General features: G+C 64.6%; 18 protein-coding genes. 7 read left to right on the top strand and 11 right to left on the bottom strand.

Features of this window, described 5'->3' with window-relative positions; genetic code table 11:
* Positions 1 to 61 precede the first annotated feature (61 nt).
* Positions 62 to 595 carry a DUF4364 family protein gene (locus tag L9O85_RS06280; protein WP_256182653.1) on the bottom strand — a complete coding sequence of 178 codons (534 nt, stop codon included), beginning with the start codon at positions 593 to 595 and terminating at the stop codon, positions 62 to 64.
* 270 nt (positions 596 to 865) lie between these two features.
* Between L9O85_RS06280 and L9O85_RS06275 the strand changes: the two genes are divergently transcribed.
* From L9O85_RS06275 to L9O85_RS06255, 5 genes are all read left to right on the top strand, one after another.
* Entirely contained in the window at positions 866 to 1483 is a 618-nt protein-coding gene (locus L9O85_RS06275) for a hypothetical protein (RefSeq protein ID WP_301579936.1), read from the top strand.
* Between the two features lie 27 nt (positions 1484 to 1510).
* Positions 1511 to 2881 carry an aldehyde dehydrogenase gene (locus L9O85_RS06270; protein ID WP_346015910.1) on the top strand — a complete coding sequence of 457 codons (1371 nt, stop codon included), beginning with the start codon at positions 1511 to 1513 and terminating at the stop codon, positions 2879 to 2881.
* A 198-nt stretch (positions 2882 to 3079) separates the two neighbouring features.
* Positions 3080 to 4591, top strand: coding sequence for a recombinase family protein (locus L9O85_RS06265; protein ID WP_301579934.1), 1512 nt, complete (start codon positions 3080 to 3082; stop codon positions 4589 to 4591).
* Positions 4584 to 4955, top strand: coding sequence for a hypothetical protein (locus L9O85_RS06260; RefSeq protein ID WP_242850338.1), 372 nt, complete (start codon positions 4584 to 4586; stop codon positions 4953 to 4955). Before L9O85_RS06265 ends, L9O85_RS06260 begins: the two co-directional genes overlap by 8 nt.
* 107 nt (positions 4956 to 5062) lie before the next feature.
* The gene (locus tag L9O85_RS06255) at positions 5063 to 5539 is read left to right on the top strand and encodes a pyridoxamine 5'-phosphate oxidase family protein (RefSeq protein ID WP_276758514.1); all 477 of its coding nucleotides are present in this window, start codon (positions 5063 to 5065) and stop codon (positions 5537 to 5539) included.
* 59 nt (positions 5540 to 5598) lie between these two features.
* Here L9O85_RS06255 and cls read toward each other — a convergent pair whose 3' ends face one another.
* From cls to murB, 9 genes are all read right to left on the bottom strand, one after another.
* Positions 5599 to 7131: a cardiolipin synthase gene (gene cls / locus L9O85_RS06250; RefSeq protein ID WP_050624602.1), complete on the bottom strand. Its 1533-nt coding sequence runs from the start codon at positions 7129 to 7131 to the stop codon at positions 5599 to 5601.
* Between the two features lie 47 nt (positions 7132 to 7178).
* Complete coding sequence (locus L9O85_RS06245; RefSeq protein WP_276853234.1) at positions 7179 to 10658, bottom strand: DNA polymerase III subunit alpha; 3480 nt, start codon at positions 10656 to 10658, stop codon at positions 7179 to 7181.
* Between the two features lie 167 nt (positions 10659 to 10825).
* Positions 10826 to 11176 carry a DUF2200 domain-containing protein gene (locus L9O85_RS06240; RefSeq protein WP_050624600.1) on the bottom strand — a complete coding sequence of 117 codons (351 nt, stop codon included), beginning with the start codon at positions 11174 to 11176 and terminating at the stop codon, positions 10826 to 10828.
* A 67-nt stretch (positions 11177 to 11243) separates the two neighbouring features.
* On the bottom strand, positions 11244 to 11870 hold the full coding sequence (locus L9O85_RS06235; RefSeq protein WP_108981380.1) for a VanZ family protein: 627 nt from the start codon (positions 11868 to 11870) through the stop codon (positions 11244 to 11246).
* A gap of 17 nt (positions 11871 to 11887) precedes the next feature.
* Positions 11888 to 12808 carry a DNA-binding protein WhiA gene (gene whiA / locus L9O85_RS06230; protein ID WP_301579930.1) on the bottom strand — a complete coding sequence of 307 codons (921 nt, stop codon included), beginning with the start codon at positions 12806 to 12808 and terminating at the stop codon, positions 11888 to 11890.
* Positions 12809 to 12812: 4 nt separating this feature from the next.
* On the bottom strand, positions 12813 to 13853 hold the full coding sequence (locus L9O85_RS06225; RefSeq protein WP_050624597.1) for a gluconeogenesis factor YvcK family protein: 1041 nt from the start codon (positions 13851 to 13853) through the stop codon (positions 12813 to 12815).
* A gap of 36 nt (positions 13854 to 13889) precedes the next feature.
* Entirely contained in the window at positions 13890 to 14750 is an 861-nt protein-coding gene (rapZ, locus tag L9O85_RS06220; protein WP_050624596.1) for an RNase adapter RapZ, read from the bottom strand.
* A gap of 13 nt (positions 14751 to 14763) precedes the next feature.
* The gene (locus tag L9O85_RS06215) at positions 14764 to 14964 is read right to left on the bottom strand and encodes a hypothetical protein (protein WP_277102747.1); all 201 of its coding nucleotides are present in this window, start codon (positions 14962 to 14964) and stop codon (positions 14764 to 14766) included.
* A gap of 1 nt (position 14965) precedes the next feature.
* Positions 14966 to 15898 carry a UDP-N-acetylmuramate dehydrogenase gene (gene murB / locus L9O85_RS06210; RefSeq protein WP_276853225.1) on the bottom strand — a complete coding sequence of 311 codons (933 nt, stop codon included), beginning with the start codon at positions 15896 to 15898 and terminating at the stop codon, positions 14966 to 14968.
* A 632-nt stretch (positions 15899 to 16530) separates the two neighbouring features.
* On the opposite strand from murB, the gene mgtE reads away from it, so the two are divergent.
* Positions 16531 to 17880: a magnesium transporter gene (gene mgtE / locus L9O85_RS06205; RefSeq protein ID WP_050624592.1), complete on the top strand. Its 1350-nt coding sequence runs from the start codon at positions 16531 to 16533 to the stop codon at positions 17878 to 17880.
* A 71-nt stretch (positions 17881 to 17951) separates the two neighbouring features.
* On the opposite strand, the gene L9O85_RS06200 is transcribed toward mgtE, so the two are convergent.
* Positions 17952 to 18455 (bottom strand): GreA/GreB family elongation factor, encoded by a 504-nt coding sequence (locus L9O85_RS06200; protein WP_256183382.1) that lies wholly within the window; start codon positions 18453 to 18455, stop codon positions 17952 to 17954.
* 203 nt (positions 18456 to 18658) lie between these two features.
* Between L9O85_RS06200 and L9O85_RS06195 the strand changes: the two genes are divergently transcribed.
* Positions 18659 to 19066 carry a Mini-ribonuclease 3 gene (locus L9O85_RS06195; RefSeq protein WP_050624590.1) on the top strand — a complete coding sequence of 136 codons (408 nt, stop codon included), beginning with the start codon at positions 18659 to 18661 and terminating at the stop codon, positions 19064 to 19066.
* Positions 19067 to 19100: the final 34 nt, after the last annotated feature.

The following is a 19100-nucleotide window of genomic DNA, read 5'->3' as shown; positions in this document are numbered from 1 at the left end:
AAAAGAAAACCCTAAAATATGTTTTACGGGATTTTTCTCCCGGGTTCCGGGGCGCTGCGCCTCACGGCGTCTTCTCCCGCTCCTCCGGGACGCTGAGCAGCTGGACCAGCTGGTGGTAGAGCTGCTCCGGCGCCTGTTTGAAGCGGGCGGCCGCCCGCTCCCCCTGTCCCGCCGCGGGCATCAGCAGGCTCAGCTCCAGCAGGGGGCCGCTGTCGTCCGCCAGCCGCAGTCGCACCGTGCACGTCCCGTCCGGGTTTGGGAGCACCTCCCCCTGCACCTGCTGCTCCCGCATCAGGGTCTCATTCACCCGCACCAGATTGTCGTCGCACCGGCGGCGCACCGAGTATGGCAGGCTGCTCTCACAGATCTCGCTGTTGCGCCGCCCCTTCTCCGTGATGGCGTAGCGCTCCCCCTCCCGGCTCAGGTGCTCTGTCTCCACCAGATGCTCCACCGCCTGCGTCAGGGAGAAATAATCCACCCCGGCGTCGCACAGTGCCAGCTCCAGAAGCTGAAGGAACGTGATCGGCGCCGCAATGCGGGCCATAATATACAGGACCAGCAGCTTCAGATCCATCTCATCCTGAATAAATCCCATCCGGGCCATCCAAGCACACCTCTCTCTTCTTGCCCCGGCCCTGGCGGGCCGGCGGCGTCCCGGACACCGCTCCACCTTTGGTGGGAACGTGCCCATGGTCTTTCTATTTTATTATAGAACAAAACGCGCGAAAGGACAACCCCGCATTTCCGGCTCCTCTGGCACCATCCCGCCTGTCGGTCATAGTATGGTATGGAAGCCCTTCACTTCCGGCGGGCCCGGCACCCCCGTGCCCGTCCACTCCACTCAATCTGACGAGGAGGTATCCATATGCCTGAAAAGGTCGCGCCCGGTCCCGTGAGCGATGATCGCTGCATCCGGGAGGCCGTGTGCATACACACGAAAAAAATTTTTGATTCCTGCAAAGACAAAGACTGCATTGAGGATCTGCGGGTCTATCCCACCTGCGGGTCGCAGGAGGTCCTTGACCGGGCCCTGTCGGTCAAGGCCGGGACAGCCGAGCTGCTGTACGCCTACATCGATGTGGAGCCCGTAGGGTTCAACCGCGGGTTCTATACCGTGGATGTGCGGTATTTTTACCGGATCACCGCTGATGCGTTCATCGGGGCCGCCCGCCCCATCGAGGTATGCGGTCTGGCCGTATTTGACAAGCGGGCCATCCTGTTCGGCAGCGAGGGTGGCGCCAAGTCCTTCAGCTCCGACTCCCCCAGCGTGTGCAGCTGCCAGGATCTGATGGGCAGCAGTCTCCCCACCGCACACGTGGAGGCCATTGCCTACAAGAGGCCGTGTCCGGGCCACCGGCGTCAAAAGCCGGTTGACAGATTCCGCTCTCTCCTCTATACTCCCAGATACACCCCTGACATCCCCTGTATCCCGTTCCCGTTCCCTGGGCCGCGGGAGAACCGGAGCGTTTTTATCACACGATAATAAAAGGAGGACTCACCCATGGATCAGATGGAGATCCGGCAGCTCGTCGCCCGGCAGAGGGCCTATTTTCAGAGCGGTGCGACCCTGCCGGCCAGGGCGCGCGTTGAGGCCCTCCGCGCCCTGAGGTCCGCAGTGGCTGCCCGGGAGGAGGAGCTGAACGACGCCCTCCGGGCCGACCTGGGCAAGAGCGCCTTTGAGAGCTATATGTGCGAGGTGGGCATGGTCCTCAGTGAGCTGACCTATATGATCCGCCGCACCCCCGCCTTCGCCGCTGACCGCCGGGTCAGGACCCCCCTGGCCCAGTTCGCCGCCCGGAGCTATGTCAAGCCCTCCCCCTACGGCACCGTCCTCATCATGAGCCCGTGGAACTACCCCCTGCTCCTCACCCTGGCCCCCCTGATCGATGCCCTGGCCGCCGGAAACACTGCGGTGGTCAAGCCCAGCGCATACTCCCCCGCCACCAGCCGGGTCATCGCCCGGCTCCTGGCGGAGTGCTTTCCCCCGGAGCATGTCTCGGTGGTCACCGGAGGCAGGCAGGAGAACGCCTGCCTGCTGGAGCAGAAGTTCGACTATATCTTCTTCACAGGCAGCCAGGCGGTGGGCCGGGAGGTCCTGCTCCACGCCGCTCAGTACCTCACGCCGGTCACCCTGGAGCTGGGAGGAAAGAGCCCCTGCATCGTGGACGAGACTGCGGATCTGAAGCTGACCGCCCGGCGCATCGTCTTTGGAAAATACCTCAACTGCGGCCAGACCTGCGTGGCCCCCGACTATCTCCTCTGCCAGGAGAGCGTCAAGGACGCCCTGCTGGAGGAGATCGTCCGGCAGATCACTGTTCAGTTCGGCCCCGCCCCCCTGGACAGCCCCAGCTACGGGAAGATCGTCAACCAGAAGCACTTCCAGCGACTGCTGGGGCTGATCCAGCCGGAGAAGGTGGTGTGCGGCGGCACCTGGCAGGAGGAGGCCCTGCGCATCGCTCCCACGGTGATGGACGCCGTCACCTGGCAGGACCCGGTCATGGGGGAGGAGATCTTCGGCCCCATCCTCCCCGTCCTCACCTTCTCTCACATCCCGGAGGTGCTGGAGCTGCTGAAGGACCGGCCCAAGCCCCTGGCCCTCTACCTGTTCTCCAGGAACAAAGGGCACATTCGCGCCGTGACAGAGCGCTGCTCCTTCGGCGGGGGCTGCGTCAACGACGTGGTCATCCACCTGGCCACCAGCGCCATGGGCTTCGGCGGGGTGGGCGAGAGCGGGATGGGGGCCTACCACGGCAGGGTGGGCTTCGAGACCTTCTCCCACCGCAAGAGCATCGTGGACAAAAAGACCTGGATGGACCTGCCCATGCGCTACCAGCCCTATCTGCCCCTCCACGAGAAGCTGATCCGCCGCTTCCTCCGCTGATCCCTCCGCCCTGACGGCCCGGAGGGGCTTTTTTTGCCCCGCCAGGGATATCTCCTCCGCCGCCCCCATACACATGACTGGGGTGATCGATATGCTGCACTATACCTTTTTTCCACAGGACCAAAAGACGCTGGAGCGGCTGCTGTCCCAGCTGATCGCCGCCAGACTCCTCGCCCCGCCCCGTAAGGAGGACAGGAGATGAGGATGGTGGGGTACGGCCGGGTCAGCACCGACCACGAGGAACAGCGGGACAGCCTGGAGCACCAGCAGGCCTTTTTCCAGGACTTCGCCCGGGCCAGGGGCCACACCCTGGTCCGGGTCTATGCCGACCAGGGGATCTCAGGCAAGTGGCTGAAAAAGCGGGACGGCTTCCTCCAAATGCTCCGGGACGCGGAGCGGGGGGAGTTTGAGCTGGTGGTGGTCAAGGACATCTCCCGCTTCGCCCGGAACACCGTGGACTCCCTGGAGAGCATCCGCAGGCTGAAGGCCCTGGGCATCGAGTGCATCTTTGTCAACAACTCCCTCAAGGTGCTGGGGGAATCGGAATTCATCGTCACCATCATGGCGGCCATCGCCCAGGAGGAGAGCGCCAACCTGTCCAAGCGGGTGAAGTTCGGGAAGGACATCACCTCCCGGAAGGGGAGGGTGCCCCCCCGCATCTACGGCTACGACCGGCTGGACAACTTCACCCTCCGGATCGTCCCGGCGGAGGCGGAGGTGGTGCGGGAGATCTTCCGCCTCTACCTCCAGGGCCTGGGCTGCCGGAAGATCGCCCAGGCTCTGGAGGAGCGGGGGGCGTCCACCAAACTGGGGGCCAGCTGGAACAGCCGCGGGGTGCGCCGCGTCCTGGAAAATCCCATCTACTGCGGTCATTATGTCAACCATAAATACACCGTGAGCGACTTCCTCTCCGGCCAGATCCAGCGTCTCCCTCCGGACATGCACTACCACCACGACAGGCCGGAGTGGGCCATCGTCTCCCCTGACACCTTTCAGGAGGCGGCCCGGCTGATGGAGCAGCGTCGGCGGAAGTCCGGCTCCGCCCCTCCCACCCGATACAGCGGCCGCTACCCCCTCTCCACCCTCATCCGCTGCCAGAGCTGCGGCCGCGCCTTCACCCGCCGCCGGGTGGTCTACCCCTCCGGGCGGCAGTATGTCTACTGGCACTGCCCCATCCACAGCGAGTATGCTGGCAGCCGCTGCGGCAACGGCACCATCCTCCCGGAGGAGGGGCTGCTGGACCAGCTCCGGGCCTGGCTGGCCGCCCAGATCTCCTCTCCCGCCGCGCTGGCGGAGGCGGTACGCCTCCGGCTGGACGCCCGCCCCTCCCGGCCTGCGGAGGACCCTGCCGCCGCTCTCCGGCGCCGTCTGGACCAGCTGGAGGGCCAGCGTGCCCGCTATCTGGAGCTCTACGCCGGCGATCTGCTCTCCATGGAGGAACTGCGCCGGCGGCTGCGGCTCCTGGCGGAGCGGGGCGCCCGCCTCCGGGAGGATCTGGACCGGCTGACGCGGGACCCGCCCCGGGATCTGGAGGCGGAGATCACGGAGCAGGTCCGCCGCGTCCTCTCCCTGGAGGACATCACCAACGGGGAGCTGCGGCAGCTGATCGACCGCATCACGGTGAGCGAAAAGGGGGATGTGTCCATCTACCCCGCCCGGCCGGCGGAGGAGCCTCCCGCCGCCCCAGGTGCTTTTGTAGGCAATGGCTGAGGCCGTGGACCCCATCATCCTGAACATGAAGCTGGTAGACGTATGCCAGTGCCGCCCCTGCGACTGTTCCCTCACCGAGATCCCCCAGGCCATCCTGGACTGCTTCGGGGACTCCCTCACCCAGGGCGGCGACGTACACCGCCTGTACGTCACCCTGGGCCAGTTCTCCATCATCCGCCTGGAGCGGGACACCCAGCTGCTCATGCCGGTCTACGACTACTGCATGCCGGAGAAGGAGTGCGACTGCGGCAGCGACTGCAGCCAGGAGGACCCCTGCGAGGTCTTCCGGCAGGTCAAGTTCCCCGTGGACGAATTCTTCCCGCCCAACAGCAGCTGCAGCCGCAACTGCTCCCGCAGCTGCTGACCCCCCAAAACCTCCCCTCCTGCCGGAGGGGAGGTTTTTCTTGCAGTCCCTCCCAAATTGTGCTATGGTAGCTCCAGTCTATTTGATGCAGGAAAGAGGAGATCCTGATGAGAAGATCAGACAGAGCCCGGGACCGGAGCTTTGCCTTTGACGTGATCGACCGCTGCGGGCACGGCGTCGCCGCCCTCTCCACCGGCGGAGAGGGCCCCTACTGCATCCCCCTCTCTCTGGTGCGGGTGGGGGACGACCTGTTTTTCCACTGCGCCCTGGAGGGCCGCAAGCTGGACCTGCTTCGCCGGGACCCCAGGGTGTGCGTCACCTTTGTGGCCGCCGACCAGCCCGCCTACCTCCCGGAGAGCAACATGTACACCACCTTCTTCCAGAGCGCCGTGGTCACCGGCACCGCCTTTGAGGTCACAGACCCCGGCCAGAAGACCGCTGCCCTGCGGGCCCTGTGTGAAAAGATGACCCCCGGACATATGGAGGGCTTTGAGGAGGCCGTCCGCCGCAGCCTGCCGTCCACCGCCGTCTGGGGCATCCATATGGAGGAGGTCACAGGCAAGGAGAAGGCGCGGAAGCGGTAAAGATCCCGGAAGCCTCAAAAGCCTCGGCGCCCCGATGATTCGGAGCGCCGAGGCTTTTCTCACATCAGTGGGGCGAAGATGCGCAGGACGCTGCGATAGAGCTGGACCAGGATGTTCAGGTGCCTGGCCCGACGCAGGCTGATGGCCTCGCACTGCTCCAGGGTCTTCTCAAAGTCCGCCTTGATGTCCGCGATGCAGGGGGCATCACACAGCCAGACACCGTCCTCAAAGTGGAGGAAGAGGCTGCGGTAGTCCAGGTTCACGGTGCCCACCGTGGCATACCGCCCGTCCACCACAAAGTTTTTGGCGTGGATGAAGCCCGGCGTGTACTCGTAGATCTTCACCCCCGCCTCCAGCAGAGGCGGATAGTGGGCCTTGGTCACCTCGAACACGGAGCGCTTGTCCGGGATGTGGGGGGTGATGATGCGCACATCCACCCCCGCTTTGGCGGCGTTGCACAGGGCCGTGTTGGTGGCCACATCCACGATCAGATAGGGCGTGGTGATATAGATATAGTCCCGGGCCCGGGAGATCATGTTCAGGTACACCGCCTGCCCCACTTTCTCGTGGTCCAGGGGCGTATCCGTGTAGGGCTGGACCCAGCCGGAGCCGGGGAGCCGGGGCATGGACTCGGGCCGGAACAGGTCGAAGTCCTCCTCCCAGCCGGAGCAGTAGTCCCACATGGACAGGAACATGACGGTCATGGACCACACCGCCTCCCCCCGCAGGAGGATGGCGCTGTCCTTCCAGTGGCCGAACCGCACCCGGCGGTTGATATACTCGTCCGCCAGGTTCATCCCCCCGGTGAAGCCCACCTTCCCATCGATGATGCACAGCTTCCGGTGGTCCCGGTTGTTCATCCGCAGGGTCAGCACCGGGACCAGCCGGTTGAACACCCGGCACTGGATGCCCCGGGCCGCCATCTGGTCATTATAAGTGCGGGGCAGGGTGAACATGCAGCCGAAGTCGTCATAGATCAGCCGCACCTCCACCCCGGCGGCGGCCTTCCGCTCCAGGATGTCCAGGATGGCGTTCCAGCACTCCCCCTCCTGGAGGATGAAATACTCCAGGAAGATGTAACGCTCCGCCTTCTCCAGCTCCTCCAGCATCCGCACGAAAGCCAGGTCGCCCACCGGGAAATACTCGGTCCGGGTGTTGGTGTAGGCGGGGCAGGAGGCGTACCGCTCCAGATAGCGGATCTGGCCCACCGCGTCCTCATCCAAATGGGTCAGCCTGTCCGCCTTGAAATCCCCCCGCAGCACCTCGTTGCTGCGCTCCGCAATGCCCTTCATCTTCCGGCGGGTCCGCTCAGAGATCCGGTTGCCGCCCAGCAATAGGTAGAGGATGCCCCCGAACACCGGGAACGGCAGGATCACCACCAGCCAGGCGATCTTATAGCCCGGCTCGCTGCGGTCACTGACGATCCACACCGTAGCCAGGAAGCTGACGAAGATGCAGAACCAATAGAAGTAGTCAAAATGGGCGGTAAATTCGTTGACCATCACGAACAGCACCGCGACCTGGGCCACCAGGGCCAGCCCCGCCAGCACGGAGCGGTGGAAGAGGATATATTTGATTTTTCTCCATTTCATGTTGGAAGCGCCTCCTGCCCCGTCTCTCTTTCTCTCCGGGAGGTGGGTCACTGGACCACCACATTCTCCTCCCCCAGCCGCTCTCTCAGGTCGGCCAGCAGGGAGGGGTGTATCATACAGTATCCCTTGGACTGCTTCCGGATATCCTGGTAATACAGCACCACCGGCTGCTCCCCCGGGAAAAAGGAGAGGGCCAGCTTCACCTTTCGGGTCCTGGGGTCGTCCGGGCCGGGCAGGCGGATGAAGAGCTTCCGCTCCCCCGCCTCCCGCCGCTCCTCCGCCTCGGGTGTGTCCAGGGGGCGGATCTCGTCCGCCATCAGCTGGGGCTCCTTCTCGTCCCGGACGGAGATCCTGCCGCTGGCCAGGATGGCCTGGTTCTCCCGGATGTATCCGCCGCTCTGGTCCAGGGCGCGGGCAAAGACCAGCAGCTCCATCCCCCCGGTGTCGTCCTCCAGGCTGACATAGGCCATCAGGGTATTGTTCCGGGTGGTCCTGGTTTTATATGTGGAGATCACGCCAGCCACCTTCACCATCTGGCCGTCCCGGTAGACGGCGGGACCGTCCTCCCGGGCGAAGTCGCTCAGAATGGAGCCGATGGTCACCGCCCCCCTGCGGCGGGCCGCCTCCCGATAGGCGTCCATGGGGTGGCCGGTGAGGTAGAGACCGGTGACCTCCTTCTCCATGGTCATCAGCTGCTGGGGGGTGTACTCAGGGATATTGGCCAGGTGGAGAGCCGGCAGGGCCGCCTGCTCCGCCTCCCCGCCCCCCATTCCGAACAGGTCCAGCTGGCCCTCCACGTTCCGCTTGCGGCTGGCGGCGATGCCGTCCAGCACCTGGCCGAAGACCTCCATCAGTTGGGAGCGCTTACAGCCCATGCGGTCAAAGGCGCCGGACTTGATAAGGCTCTCCAGCACCCGCCGGTTCAGGTCATGGTCGAACATGCGGTCGCAGAAGTCCATAAAGTCTGTAAAGGGTCCACCCTTGCTCCGCTCTTCCAGCAGGCTGTTGATGACGCTCCGGCCCACACCCTTCAGGGCCACCAGGCCGAAGCGGATGCCCCCCTCGGAGACGGTGAAGTCCGCCTCCGACTCGTTGATGTCCGGGGGCAGCAGGCTGATGTGCCACTCCTTGCACTCGGCGATATACTCCGCCACCTTGTCGCTGGAGTCCAGCACCGAGGTGAGCAGGGCGGCCATGTACTCCTTGGGGTGGTGGCACTTGAACCAGGCCGTCTGATAGGCCACCACGGCGTAGCACACCGCGTGGGCCTTGTTGAAGGCGTAGTTGGCAAAGTCGTAGATCTCGTCGTAGATGCTCTGGGCCACCGCCTCGGGGATGCCGTTGGCGGCGCAGCCGGCGATGCTCCGCGCCGGGTCCCCGTGGAGGAAGGTCTCCCGCTCCCGCTCAATGTCCTTCACCTTTTTCTTGGACATGGCCCGGCGCACCATGTCCGCCTGGCCCAGGGAGTAGCCGCCCAGCTGCTGGAAGATCTGGATCACCTGCTCCTGATACACGATGCAGCCGTAGGTGTTGGACAGGATGGGCACCAGAGCGGGGTGCTTGTAGGTGACCTTCTCCGGGTTGTGCTTGCAGGCGATGAACCGGGGAATGGACTCCATGGGGCCCGGACGGTAAAGCGCGATGATGGCGGTGATATCCTCGATGCTCTGGGGCTTCAGGCCGATGCACACCCCGGTCATGCCGGCGGACTCCATCTGGAACACGCCGGAAGTACGCCCCTCGGAGAGCATCTGGAAGGTGGCCGGGTCATCCTCCGGGATCTGGCTGGTGTGGAAGTCCGGGTGGCTGCGCCGGACCAGCCGGGCCGCGTCGTCCAGCACCGTCAGGTTCCGCAGGCCCAGGAAGTCCATCTTCAGCAGGCCCAGCTCCTCCAGTGTGGTCATGATGTACTGCGTGACTACCAGGTCGTCGTTTTTGGCCAGGGGGACATAATCGCTCACCGGCCGGCTGGTGATGACCACCCCGGCGGCGTGTGTGGAGGTGTTCCGGGGCATGCCCTCGATGGCCCTGGCGGTGTCGATGAGCTTTTTCACCTGAGGGCTGCCGTCGTAGGACTCCTTGAGCTGCTTGGACAGCTTCAGGGCGTCCTCCAGGGTGATATGCAGGGCCCCCGGCCCGCTGGGGATCTGCTTGGCGATCACATCCACGTCGGCGTAGGGCATGTTCAGCACCCGGCCCACGTCCCGCACCGCCGCCCGGGCGGCCATGGTGCCGAAAGTGACGATCTGGGCCACGTGGTCCGCCCCGTACTTTTGGGCCACGTAGTCGATGACCTCCTGCCGGCGGCGGATGCAGAAGTCGATGTCGATATCGGGCATGGTGACCCGCTCCGGGTTCAGGAAGCGCTCGAAGTACAGGCTGTACTTCACGGGGTCCAGGTCGGTGATGTTCAGGCAGTAGGACACCATGGACCCCGCCGCCGAGCCCCGCCCCGGCCCCACGGGGATGCCGTGGCCCTTGGCGTAGGCGATGAAGTCGGAGACGATGAGGAAGTAGTCCACAAAGCCCATCTTGCGGATCATGTCCATCTCATAGCGCAGCTTGTCCAGATACTCCTGGGGCTGGGAGGGGTAGCGCCAGCGGAAGCCGTCCATGCACAGCTTCTCGAAGTAGGCGTCCCCATCGGTCCACCCCTCGGGCAGCTGGAAGTGGGGCAGGTGGTACTTGCCGAACTCGAACTCCACGTTGCACAGCTGGGCGATCTTCACGGTGTTCTCCAGGGCCTCCGGGTAATTGGGAAAGAGGGCGGCCATCTCCGCCTCGGTCTTCACGTAGAACTCCTCGGTCTCAAACTTCATCCGGTTTGGGTCATCCACCGTCTTGCCCATCTGGATGCACATGAGGATGTCCTGCATCTCCGCGTCCTCTTTCCGCAGATAGTGGGCGTCGTTGGTGGCCACCAGGGGGATGCCCGTCTCCTCGTGCAGCCGGATCAGCCCCCCGTTCACCTGGCGCTGGACCGGGATGCCGTGGTCCTGGAGCTCCAGATAGTAGCCATCCGCGCCGAACAGTTCCCGCATCTCCAGGGCAACCTCTTTGGCCTTGTCATAGTCCCCTGCAGCCAGCAGCTTGGGCACCTCGCCCCCCAGGCAGGCGGAGCAGGCGATCAGGCCGCCGCAGTGCTCCCGCAGCAGGTCCAGGTCGATGCGGGGCTTGATGTAAAAGCCCTCCAGGAACGCCTGAGAGACCATGTAGGAGAGATTGCGGTAGCCCTCCTCATTCCGGCACAGCAGGACCAGGTGGTGGAAGGAGGAGTCGAACTCGTGGACCTTCTGGAACCGGGTCCGGCCCCTTGGGGCCACATAGACCTCACAGCCGATGATGGGCTTGATGCCCGCCTCCTTGCAGGCCTTGTAGAAATCCACCACCCCGTACATGACCCCGTGGTCTGTGATAGCCACCGCGTCCTGTCCGATCTCCCGGACCCGCTCCACCAGCTTCTTGATGCGGCAGGCGCCATCCAGAAGGGAGAATTCCGTATGCAGATGTAAGTGGACAAAGGCCATAAGCCCCTCCTTCTTCTCCGGAAAAGACGCAAACAAATTTGGAGCAGGACCTCTTGCTGCCTCTTTTCTCCGTCGGTCAGGTCTGTTCTTCTCAAATCCTATACAGCAGGGCGGCCCCACGGAGACGCCGGTCGGGGCCGCCCCGCGGCACACATCACAAAGAGTCTCTATTTCCGAAGGACCTTCTCCAGCGGCTTTCCCTTTGCCAGCTCGTCGATCAGCTTGTCCAAATACCGGATCTTCCGCATCAGTGGGTCCTCGATCTCCTCCACCCGGACGCCGCAGACGGTCCCTGTGATCTTCCCGCAGCTGGGGTTCATCCGGGGCGCTTCCCGGAAAAAGGTCCCATAGTCTATGTCCAGGCTGAGCTGCCGCTCCAGGCCCGCCCGGTCGTATCCGGTCAGCCAGCAGATGACCTCATCCACCTCCTGCCGGGTGCGGCCCTTCCGCTCCGCTTTGGCCGTCAGCAGTGGATATATCTTCGACAGCTTCATGGAGAATACTTTTTCCTGTTCCATATCATCCCTCCGCCGCCTTTTTCAAGGGTCTCCCCTGCCAGATGGCATATCGTCCAAAGGCCTCCATTTATTCCCCGCGGCTCCTCCGCTTTGCTATCATGCCCGCTGTGATCTGACACAGCCGGGTAAACAGGTATCCCAGGGCCGCGCCGATAAAGTTCAGGATGGAGTCGTCCACATCTGCCGCGCCGGTGGCGGTCACCCACTGGATGTACTCCACGCCGCAGGACACCAGCGCGGCCAGGGGCAGAAAGGTCCAGAAGTGGCGCATAGGCCGGAACATCACCGGCATCAGCACCCCCAGCGGCACCAAAATCACCACATTGCCCAGCAGATTGGTCACGCTGACAAAGCTGCCCGTCCGCCGGTAGTAGATGATATAGTTTCGGATGGTGTGGAAGGGCTCCAGATTCACAGCCCCGCCATAGCCCCGGTCCAGGTGGAACAGCCCGCCGAAAAACAGCAGCACCGACAGGATGCACAGGTAGTAGAGCAGCAGGACCCACAGGGCCCCCGTGCGGTAACGCCGCCGCTGCTCTCCCCGCAGCTTCCTCAGACGCAGCAGCACCCCGGTCCCTGCCAGCAGCACGGTCAGGATGGGGATCGCCATCTGCACCGGGAGCGAGAGCCTGTCCCCCAGGATCAGCCAGAACAGGTTGACGGCTCCGGCGGTCAGATAACAAATCAAGGTCATAGATCTCTCCCGTGGTATCAGATAGTTTTGCCGGGCCCCGCCCCCTCGCCCCGGGCCTGCCCCAGCTCCACCAGCTTACGCAGCCGATGGTTCAGGGCCGACTTGGTCGCCGGCGGGTCACACAGGGCCGCCAGCTCCGCCAGAGTATCCTCCGGGTGCTCCAGCCGCAGTCGGGCCGTCTCCCGCAGCTTGTCCGGCAGGCCCTCCAGCTGCCCGGACTGCTCCAGGCTCCGGATCGCCTCCAGCTGGACCTGGGCCGCCTCCACCGCCTTGTCCAGGTTGGCCGCGTCACAGTTCACCCGCCGGTTCACGCTGCCCCGCAGGTTCTTCTCCAGCTTGGCGTTCATGATCTCCATGGCGGCCAGGGGCGCGCCGATGGCGGTAAGGAAGTCCTCGATGCGCTCACTCTGCTTGAAATAGGCGATATAGTTGGCCTTCCGGGTGGCCTCCTTGGGCTGGAAGCCCGCCTCCCGCATCAGGGCGGGCACCTCCCGGCTCACGTTGTAGTGGGAGGTGGACAGCTCCAGGTGATAGGCCTTCCGGGGGTCGGTGACCGACCCCCCCGCCAGGAACGCCCCCCGGAGGAAGGCAGCCCGGCAGCAGGGCTCCTCCAGCACGGCGAAGTTCACGTGGTTTGCCAGACTGCCCGCATCCATCCCGAAGGTCCCGCTCACTGCTGCCAGCTTGGCAGGGTCCGTGATGCCGAAGCTGTACTTCCCCTCCCCATCAGGCAGACGGTCAAAGGAGAGGCGGAACGCCTTGCGGAACAGGGTAGGGAGCCGCTGGGCAAATGCCTCGTTCTCCGTGATGATGCGGATCTCCCGCCCGGAAAAGGTGTTGCAGTAAAGCAGAACGCCGTATGCCTCCGCCTGGGTGCAGCATTTCCGGTTCAGCGCCGTCCGGCACAGCTCCCCCTTGGTCTCTCCTGCAAAGGACATGGTCTCACTCCTCAATGATGTACCGCTGTTCGCCCCGGAAGATGCGCACCGCCCGCCGGCGGTACACGTCCAGCACCGCCGCCGCCAGCCGGTCCGGGTCGTGGCGGGCATAGTCGCCCCCCTCCGAGGCCACCGGATACTCCTCCAGCTCCAGCCCCATGGCCCGGATGCGCTCCCGGTCCACCAGGATGGGGGCGGCGTCTTCTTCCCGGTACTTCTCCACCAGGCCGGGACGCACCGGCGCCGAGTTGGCCAGGCACAGGTCCACCAGCCCCGGCGCCCCGTGGGACAGCAGGGCGTCCACATGGTCGGCGGCGGTGTACCCCTCTGTCTCCCCCTCCTGGGTCATGATGTTACACACATAGATCTTCAGCGCCTCGGAGCGGCAGATGGCCTCCACCACCCCCTCCACCAGCAGGTTGGGGATGACGCTGGTGTACAGGCTGCCCGGTCCCATCAGGATCAGGTCCGCCTCCCGAATGGCCTGGAGGGCGGCCGGGAGGGCGGCGGGCCGCTCCGGGAGCAGTGCCACATGGGCGATGCGGCAGTCCTGCTCTTTTTTAAAGGAACTGATCTTGGACTCCCCCACCACCCGGGCCCCGTTCTCAAAGACGGCCTCCAGCTGCACATCGGCGCTGGTCACGGGAAGGATGCGCCCGGTGATGGCCAGCACCTGGCTCATCTGAGCCACCGCCTCCTCAAAGGAGCCGGTCACCCCGTTGAGGGCGGCCAGGATCAGGTTCCCGAAGGACTGTCCGGCCAGGGAGCCCTCCTGAAAGCGGTAGGTGAGCAGCCGCTCCATGATCGGCTCCACGTTGGCCAGGGACTCCATGCAGTGGCGGATATCCCCGGGGGGCGGCATGCCGATGTCCCGGCGCAGCACGCCGGAGCCGCCCCCGTCGTCGGCCACAGTGACCACCGCCGTCAGGTTTTTGGTGTATTTTTTCAGTCCCCGCAGCATGGTGGACAGCCCTGTCCCCCCGCCGATGGCGGTGATCTTGGGGCCGCGCTCCCACTGGTGCAGATTTGGAATGGTGTCCGGCATAGCGGGACCTCCCTTCAAGTTTGCTCTGTCCGCTCCTTACGTCCTGCCCAGGTCCCGGTGGCTCTCCGTCACCGGGTAACCCCTGCCCCGGATATAGGCCGCCAGCGCATGGGCAATGGCCACCGAGCGGTGGTGTCCGCCGGTGCAGCCCACCGCCACCACCAGCGCCGTCTTCCCCTCCTCCACATATTTGGGGAGGAGAAAGCCCACCAGGTCCTGAAGCTTTTCCAGGAACTCCCCGGCCGCTCCGCCGGAAAACACGTAGTCCCTTACCCCGTCGTCCAGGCCGGTGCGGGGGCGCAGCTCCTGAACATAGTAGGGGTTGGGCAGGAAGCGCACGTCAAAGACCAGATCCGCCTCTCGGGGCAGTCCGTGCTTGAAGCCGAAGGAGGTGACGCTCACCGTCATAGCCCCCTCCTGGCTCCCCCGTCCGAAGAGTCGGAGCAGCTCGCCCCGCAGCTTGGCGGTGGACAGGTCGGAGGTGTCCACCACGAACTCCGCCCGCTCCCGCAGGGGGGCCAGCATCCGCCGCTCCAGGGCGATGGCCCCCTCCAGGGAGTCGCATTCCTCCGCCAGGGGGTGGCTGCGGCGGGTCTCCTTATACCGCTTGATGATCACGTCGTCCGAGGCGTCCATATACAGGATGCGGTAGGGGCACTTCATCCCCTTCAGCGCCTCCAGGGACTGGAACAGGGCGCTGAAATTGGTGCCGGAGCGCACGTCTGTGACCAGTACCACCCGGTCGTACTCCCCCGTCCCGGCCATACCCAGCTCAGCAAATTTGGGGATGAGGGGGGCGGGCAGATTGTCCACACAGAAAAAGCCCATGTCCTCCATGAAGGAGGCCGCCTTGCTCTTCCCCGCCCCGGACAGGCCGGAAATGATGATAAATTCCATGGCTGTACACCTCTTATCTCTCTCTGCCGTCCGCCCCGGACAGCTCCCGACAGATCAGCGCCCGGGACAGGTACATGGCCCTCAGCCGCCGCTCCAGCAGGGTGTGGCGGGCGGTGCCCCGCGGAAATTTCTTCTGGGCCGCCTCACACTTATGGATGATGGACTGGACGGCCGTCAGCGCCTCGTCCAGCTCCTCTCTCGTATATCCGTCCATCTTACCCCAGCACCCGGATCTCCAGCTCCAGCTCCACGCCGGTCTGGCGCAGCACCTCCTGCCGCACCTGGTCCGCCAGCTCCAGGACATCGGCGCAGGTGGCGCCCCCCCGGTTGATGAGGAAGCCCGCGTGCTTCTCCGACACCTGGGCGCCCCCAACCGCCCTGCCCTTCAGGCCGCACTGGTCGATGAGGGCGGCGGCGAAGTGCCCCTGGGGGCGCTTGAAGGTGGAGCCGGCGCTGGGATATTCCAGAGGCTGCTTCTCTCTCCGCCGCTGGGCAAAGTCTGCCATCCGCCCGGCGATCTCCTCCCGGTTTCCCTCCGGCAGGGCGAATACCGCCCGGCAGATCAGCAGGTCCCCCTCTGAAAACCGGCTGTGCCGGTAGCTCAGGCCGCAGTCGGCCCCGGAGAGCAGCCGCTGGGTCCCGTCCCGTTCCAGCGCGGTAACCTGGAGGAGCACCTGGGCGGTCTCCCCGCCGTAGGCCCCTGCGTTCATCGTCACCCCGCCGCCCACGCTCCCCGGGATGCCCTGGGCGAACTCCAGGCCGGTGAGGCCCTGATCCAGCGCGGCCTTGGAGAGCCGGGACAGCAGCGCGGCCCCTCCCGCCTCCAGCCGCCCCTTCTCCCCCGGCCGTTCCGGGGGGAGGGCCCGTATTTCCTCCAGCGCCCCGGCCGGCTTGACCACAAAGCCCTCATATCCCCGATCCGCCACCAGCAGATTGGAGCCGTTCCCCAGGAAAAATGGCGGGATCTCCAGCGCCCAGGCCGCCTGAAGGGTCTCCCGGGCCTCCTCCTCCGTCCTGGGCAGGGCCATCAGTCGGGCCGGGCCGCCGATGCGGAAGGAGGTGTGTCGGGCCATAGGCTCCTCTTCCCGCAGCTCCAGCCCGGGACAGCGTCGGGTCAGCTCTGTGCGCAGCAGTTCAAAACGATCCATAGGGTCCTCCCGTCCAATCAGAATGAGGTCGCGCGGAGACTTATTTTATTATTATAGCAAATCTCTCTGGAAAATAGAATACCCCAAAACATCTGTTCTTTTGGTCAGAAGCGCCAGCGGGAGATCCGCAGGGCTGAACGGGGACCCTGCCCCGCGTCTGCACGGGGTGTGCCGCAGCTTCCACGCCCCCATGCAGGGCCCGATGTCCCCATCAGGCCGCACACATCGGCCATCAGCACAGGTGTATGGGACCGCCCTTCCGTTTTTTTCCCGTTTTCTCTTGCAATCCTCTGTCTGCTGTGTTATCCTACGGGTGGAGTATGATTTTCATCTCCCATCTGATCTAAAAAGGAGGAAAGGTAAGTGGACGCTTACGGCCGAAGTCTCAAATCGGACAGCGACAGTTCTCTCCCGGGCCCCCTTGCCTTTTCTCCGGCATAGGGAGCTCTGCACAGCGCCCCCTGCCGCCTGGCTTCCGCACAGGCGGAGGTCTGTTATGCGCCCCGCCGGGGCCCTTCCGCTGTGCTATGCGCCCGCTGAGAATGTCGCCGCACAGGTCTTTCCCGTCTCCGGGGGGCCGGTGCGGCTTTGTCTGTCCCATTGGAGGCTTCCTGACAAAAAGGAGGTTGCCAATGCAGAACAAGAAATGTTTGGAGCGCTGCCTGGAGCTGATCCGGGACAAGCGCTACCGTGAGCTCTCTGCCATTCTGGCGGAGCAGAACCCGGTGGATCTGGCCGATCTTCTGGAGGGCCTGCCCCAGGAACAGGGCGCGCTGGCCTTCCGCACGCTGCCCAAGGAGCAGGCGGCGGAGGTCTTTTCCAATCTCCCCCCTGACACCCAGCAGATGATCGTCGTCTCCCTCCCCGACCGGGAGCTGGCCGGCATCCTGGAGGAGCTGGCCATGGACGACACGGTGGATCTGCTGGAGGAGCTGCCCGCCGGCGTGGTCAAGCGGGTGCTGAAAAACGCCCGGCCCGAGACCCGCAGGCTCATCAACCAGTTCCTCAAATATCCGGAGCAGTCGGTGGGCAGCATCATGACCGCGGAATTCATCGACCTGAAAGGGACCATGACCGCGGCCGAGGCCATCCGCCGGATCCGCCGCCTGGGGGGAGACTGCGAATCCATCTACACCTGCTATGTCACCGACGGCCGCCGGGTGCTGGACGGTGTAGTCACCCTGCGGGAGCTGCTGCTGGCCCCCGACAACGCCCCCGTCCGGACGCTGATGGAGCCCAACGTGATCACCGTCCGCACCACCGACGACCAGGAACTGGCCGTCCGGGCCCTGATGCGGTACGACTTTCTCTCCCTGCCGGTGGTGGACCAGGAGGACCGGCTGGTCGGGGTGGTCACGGTGGACGACGTGATGGATGTGATGGAGGAGGAGGCCACTGAGGACTTTCAGCGCATGGCTGCTATGGCCCCCTCGGAAAAGTCCTATCTCAAGACCGGCGTGTTCGCCCTGGCCAAAAACCGCATCCTGTGGCTGCTGGTGCTGATGATCTCCGGCATGATCACCGGCGGCATCCTGGGTCGCTATGAGGCCGCCTTCTCGGTGATGCCCCTGCTGGTCACCTTTATCCCCATGCTCACCGACACCGGCGGGAACGCCGGCAGCCAGAGCAGCACCCTGGTCATCCGCGGCATGGCGGTGGGGGACATCGCCCTGTCCGACTTCCCCAAGGTGCTCTGGAAGGAGCTGAGGGTCAGCCTGCTGGTGGGCGCGGTCCTCTCCCTGGTCAACCTGGTCCGCCTGCTCCTCTCCTACCCGGGAAACGAGCTGGTGTGCGTCACAGTCACCCTGTCCCTGTTCGCTACGGTGGTCCTGGCCAAGACCATCGGCGGAGCTCTGCCCATGCTGGCCAAGCTGGTGCGGGCCGACCCCGCCATCATGGCCGCCCCTCTGATCACCACCATCGTGGACGCCCTTTCCCTGGTCCTCTACTTCACCATTGCCAGCCGGCTTCTCCACCTGTGAGGATACACCGCCGGAAAAGCTGGGGGGCACGGCTTGCGCCGTGCCCCCCCCTTTCCCTGCTCTCCCGCCGCTCAGAATCGGTTGAGGGGGACGGAGCCGTCGTCCGTCCCCTTTTCGATGGATCTGACCTCCACATAGTAGCCGTACTGCTCATTGACCTGGACATAGGGCCGGTCCCCCACCCTGCGGCCCAGCAGGGCCTTTCCCATGGGGGACTCCTTGCTCACCAGGCCGTGGAGGGCATCCTGGCGCATGGTGGTGACGATCTGGTACACCTCTGTCTCGTCGTCCTCCTCCAGGTAGACCGTCACCCGGTCGTACAATCCCACCGTGTCCGCCCCGGAATGGTCCGCGATGACCACGGCGGTCTTGATCATGTTTTCCAGAAATCGGATGCGGCTCTCGTTCCGGTTCTTCTCCTGCTTGGCCGCCTTGTACTCAAAATTCTCGCTCAGATCGCCGAAAGCCCTGGCCTCCTTCACCGCTTCCAGCAGTTTGGGCCGCAGCTGGACCCTGCGGTAGTCCAGCTCCTCCCGCATCAGCTGGAGGTCCTTCTGCGTCAGTTCGTTGTGCATGGCGCTTCTCCTCTCCGCCCCGTCCCGGGGCCCTTTTCTTTTGGCCCTATTGTACCAGACCCCGGCCCGGTTGGCAACGGCCTGCACCAGCTCTCTTTGCTCTCGTGTGTGTGCGCATGTGATCTTTACAGCATATAGGCATTGTCTTATAGGGGGGAGTGTGGTATGATAATAGATTGAAAGCCTGAGACGGAGGGGACCCTATGATCGACTACTTCCACCTGAATATGGACGCTGAACAGCTGCTGAATCTGTCCAGCCTGGGGCTGGCCCACCTGGGGGACGGGGTGTATGAGCTGATGGTGCGCTCCTGGCTCTGTCTCCACGGCAAGGCCACCGCCCGCAACCTGCACCGGGCCACAGTGGGCTATGTGGCCGCGCCGGCCCAGGCCCGGCGGGCAGAGCGCATCCTCCCCCTGCTCACCCAGGAGGAGGCGGATGTCTTCCGCCGGGGCCGAAACACCGCCCCCCACTCTGTCCCCAAGGGGGCCAGCCGTGGGGAGTATCAGACTGCCACCGCCCTGGAGGCCCTGTTCGGCTGGCTCTATCTCCAGGGCCGGACCGACCGGCTCAACCAGCTCTTCTCCACCATGATGGAGGGGGAGCTGTGACCCGCCCAACCTGTGACATAAATGAGGTGATCCC

Source organism: Lawsonibacter asaccharolyticus (assembly GCF_022453915.1).
Lineage (GTDB): Bacteria > Bacillota > Clostridia > Oscillospirales > Oscillospiraceae > Lawsonibacter > Lawsonibacter asaccharolyticus.
The sequence above is the reverse complement of the archived record's forward strand: the minus strand, read 5'-3'. Positions and strand labels throughout refer to the sequence as shown.

Bases quoted from the DNA above. Each gene is read 5' to 3' on its own strand.
- whiA (WP_301579930.1), bottom strand. From the start codon at position 12,808: ATGTCCTTTGCAGGAGAGACCAAGGGGGAGCTGTGCCGGACGGCGCTG.
- L9O85_RS06245 (WP_276853234.1), bottom strand. From the start codon at position 10,658: ATGGCCTTTGTCCACTTACATCTGCATACGGAATTCTCCCTTCTGGAT.
- L9O85_RS06255 (WP_276758514.1), top strand. From the start codon at position 5,063: ATGAGAAGATCAGACAGAGCCCGGGACCGGAGCTTTGCCTTTGACGTG.
- L9O85_RS06270 (WP_346015910.1), top strand. From the start codon at position 1,511: ATGGAGATCCGGCAGCTCGTCGCCCGGCAGAGGGCCTATTTTCAGAGC.
- L9O85_RS06215 (WP_277102747.1), bottom strand. From the start codon at position 14,964: ATGGACGGATATACGAGAGAGGAGCTGGACGAGGCGCTGACGGCCGTC.
- L9O85_RS06195 (WP_050624590.1), top strand. From the start codon at position 18,659: ATGATCGACTACTTCCACCTGAATATGGACGCTGAACAGCTGCTGAAT.
- L9O85_RS06280 (WP_256182653.1), bottom strand. From the start codon at position 595: ATGGGATTTATTCAGGATGAGATGGATCTGAAGCTGCTGGTCCTGTAT.
- rapZ (WP_050624596.1), bottom strand. From the start codon at position 14,750: ATGGAATTTATCATCATTTCCGGCCTGTCCGGGGCGGGGAAGAGCAAG.
- L9O85_RS06240 (WP_050624600.1), bottom strand. From the start codon at position 11,176: ATGGAACAGGAAAAAGTATTCTCCATGAAGCTGTCGAAGATATATCCA.
- L9O85_RS06225 (WP_050624597.1), bottom strand. From the start codon at position 13,853: ATGCCGGACACCATTCCAAATCTGCACCAGTGGGAGCGCGGCCCCAAG.
- L9O85_RS06200 (WP_256183382.1), bottom strand. From the start codon at position 18,455: ATGCACAACGAACTGACGCAGAAGGACCTCCAGCTGATGCGGGAGGAG.
- mgtE (WP_050624592.1), top strand. From the start codon at position 16,531: ATGCAGAACAAGAAATGTTTGGAGCGCTGCCTGGAGCTGATCCGGGAC.
- L9O85_RS06260 (WP_242850338.1), top strand. From the start codon at position 4,584: ATGGCTGAGGCCGTGGACCCCATCATCCTGAACATGAAGCTGGTAGAC.
- L9O85_RS06235 (WP_108981380.1), bottom strand. From the start codon at position 11,870: ATGACCTTGATTTGTTATCTGACCGCCGGAGCCGTCAACCTGTTCTGG.
- cls (WP_050624602.1), bottom strand. From the start codon at position 7,131: ATGAAATGGAGAAAAATCAAATATATCCTCTTCCACCGCTCCGTGCTG.
- murB (WP_276853225.1), bottom strand. From the start codon at position 15,898: ATGGATCGTTTTGAACTGCTGCGCACAGAGCTGACCCGACGCTGTCCC.
- L9O85_RS06265 (WP_301579934.1), top strand. From the start codon at position 3,080: ATGAGGATGGTGGGGTACGGCCGGGTCAGCACCGACCACGAGGAACAG.
- L9O85_RS06275 (WP_301579936.1), top strand. From the start codon at position 866: ATGCCTGAAAAGGTCGCGCCCGGTCCCGTGAGCGATGATCGCTGCATC.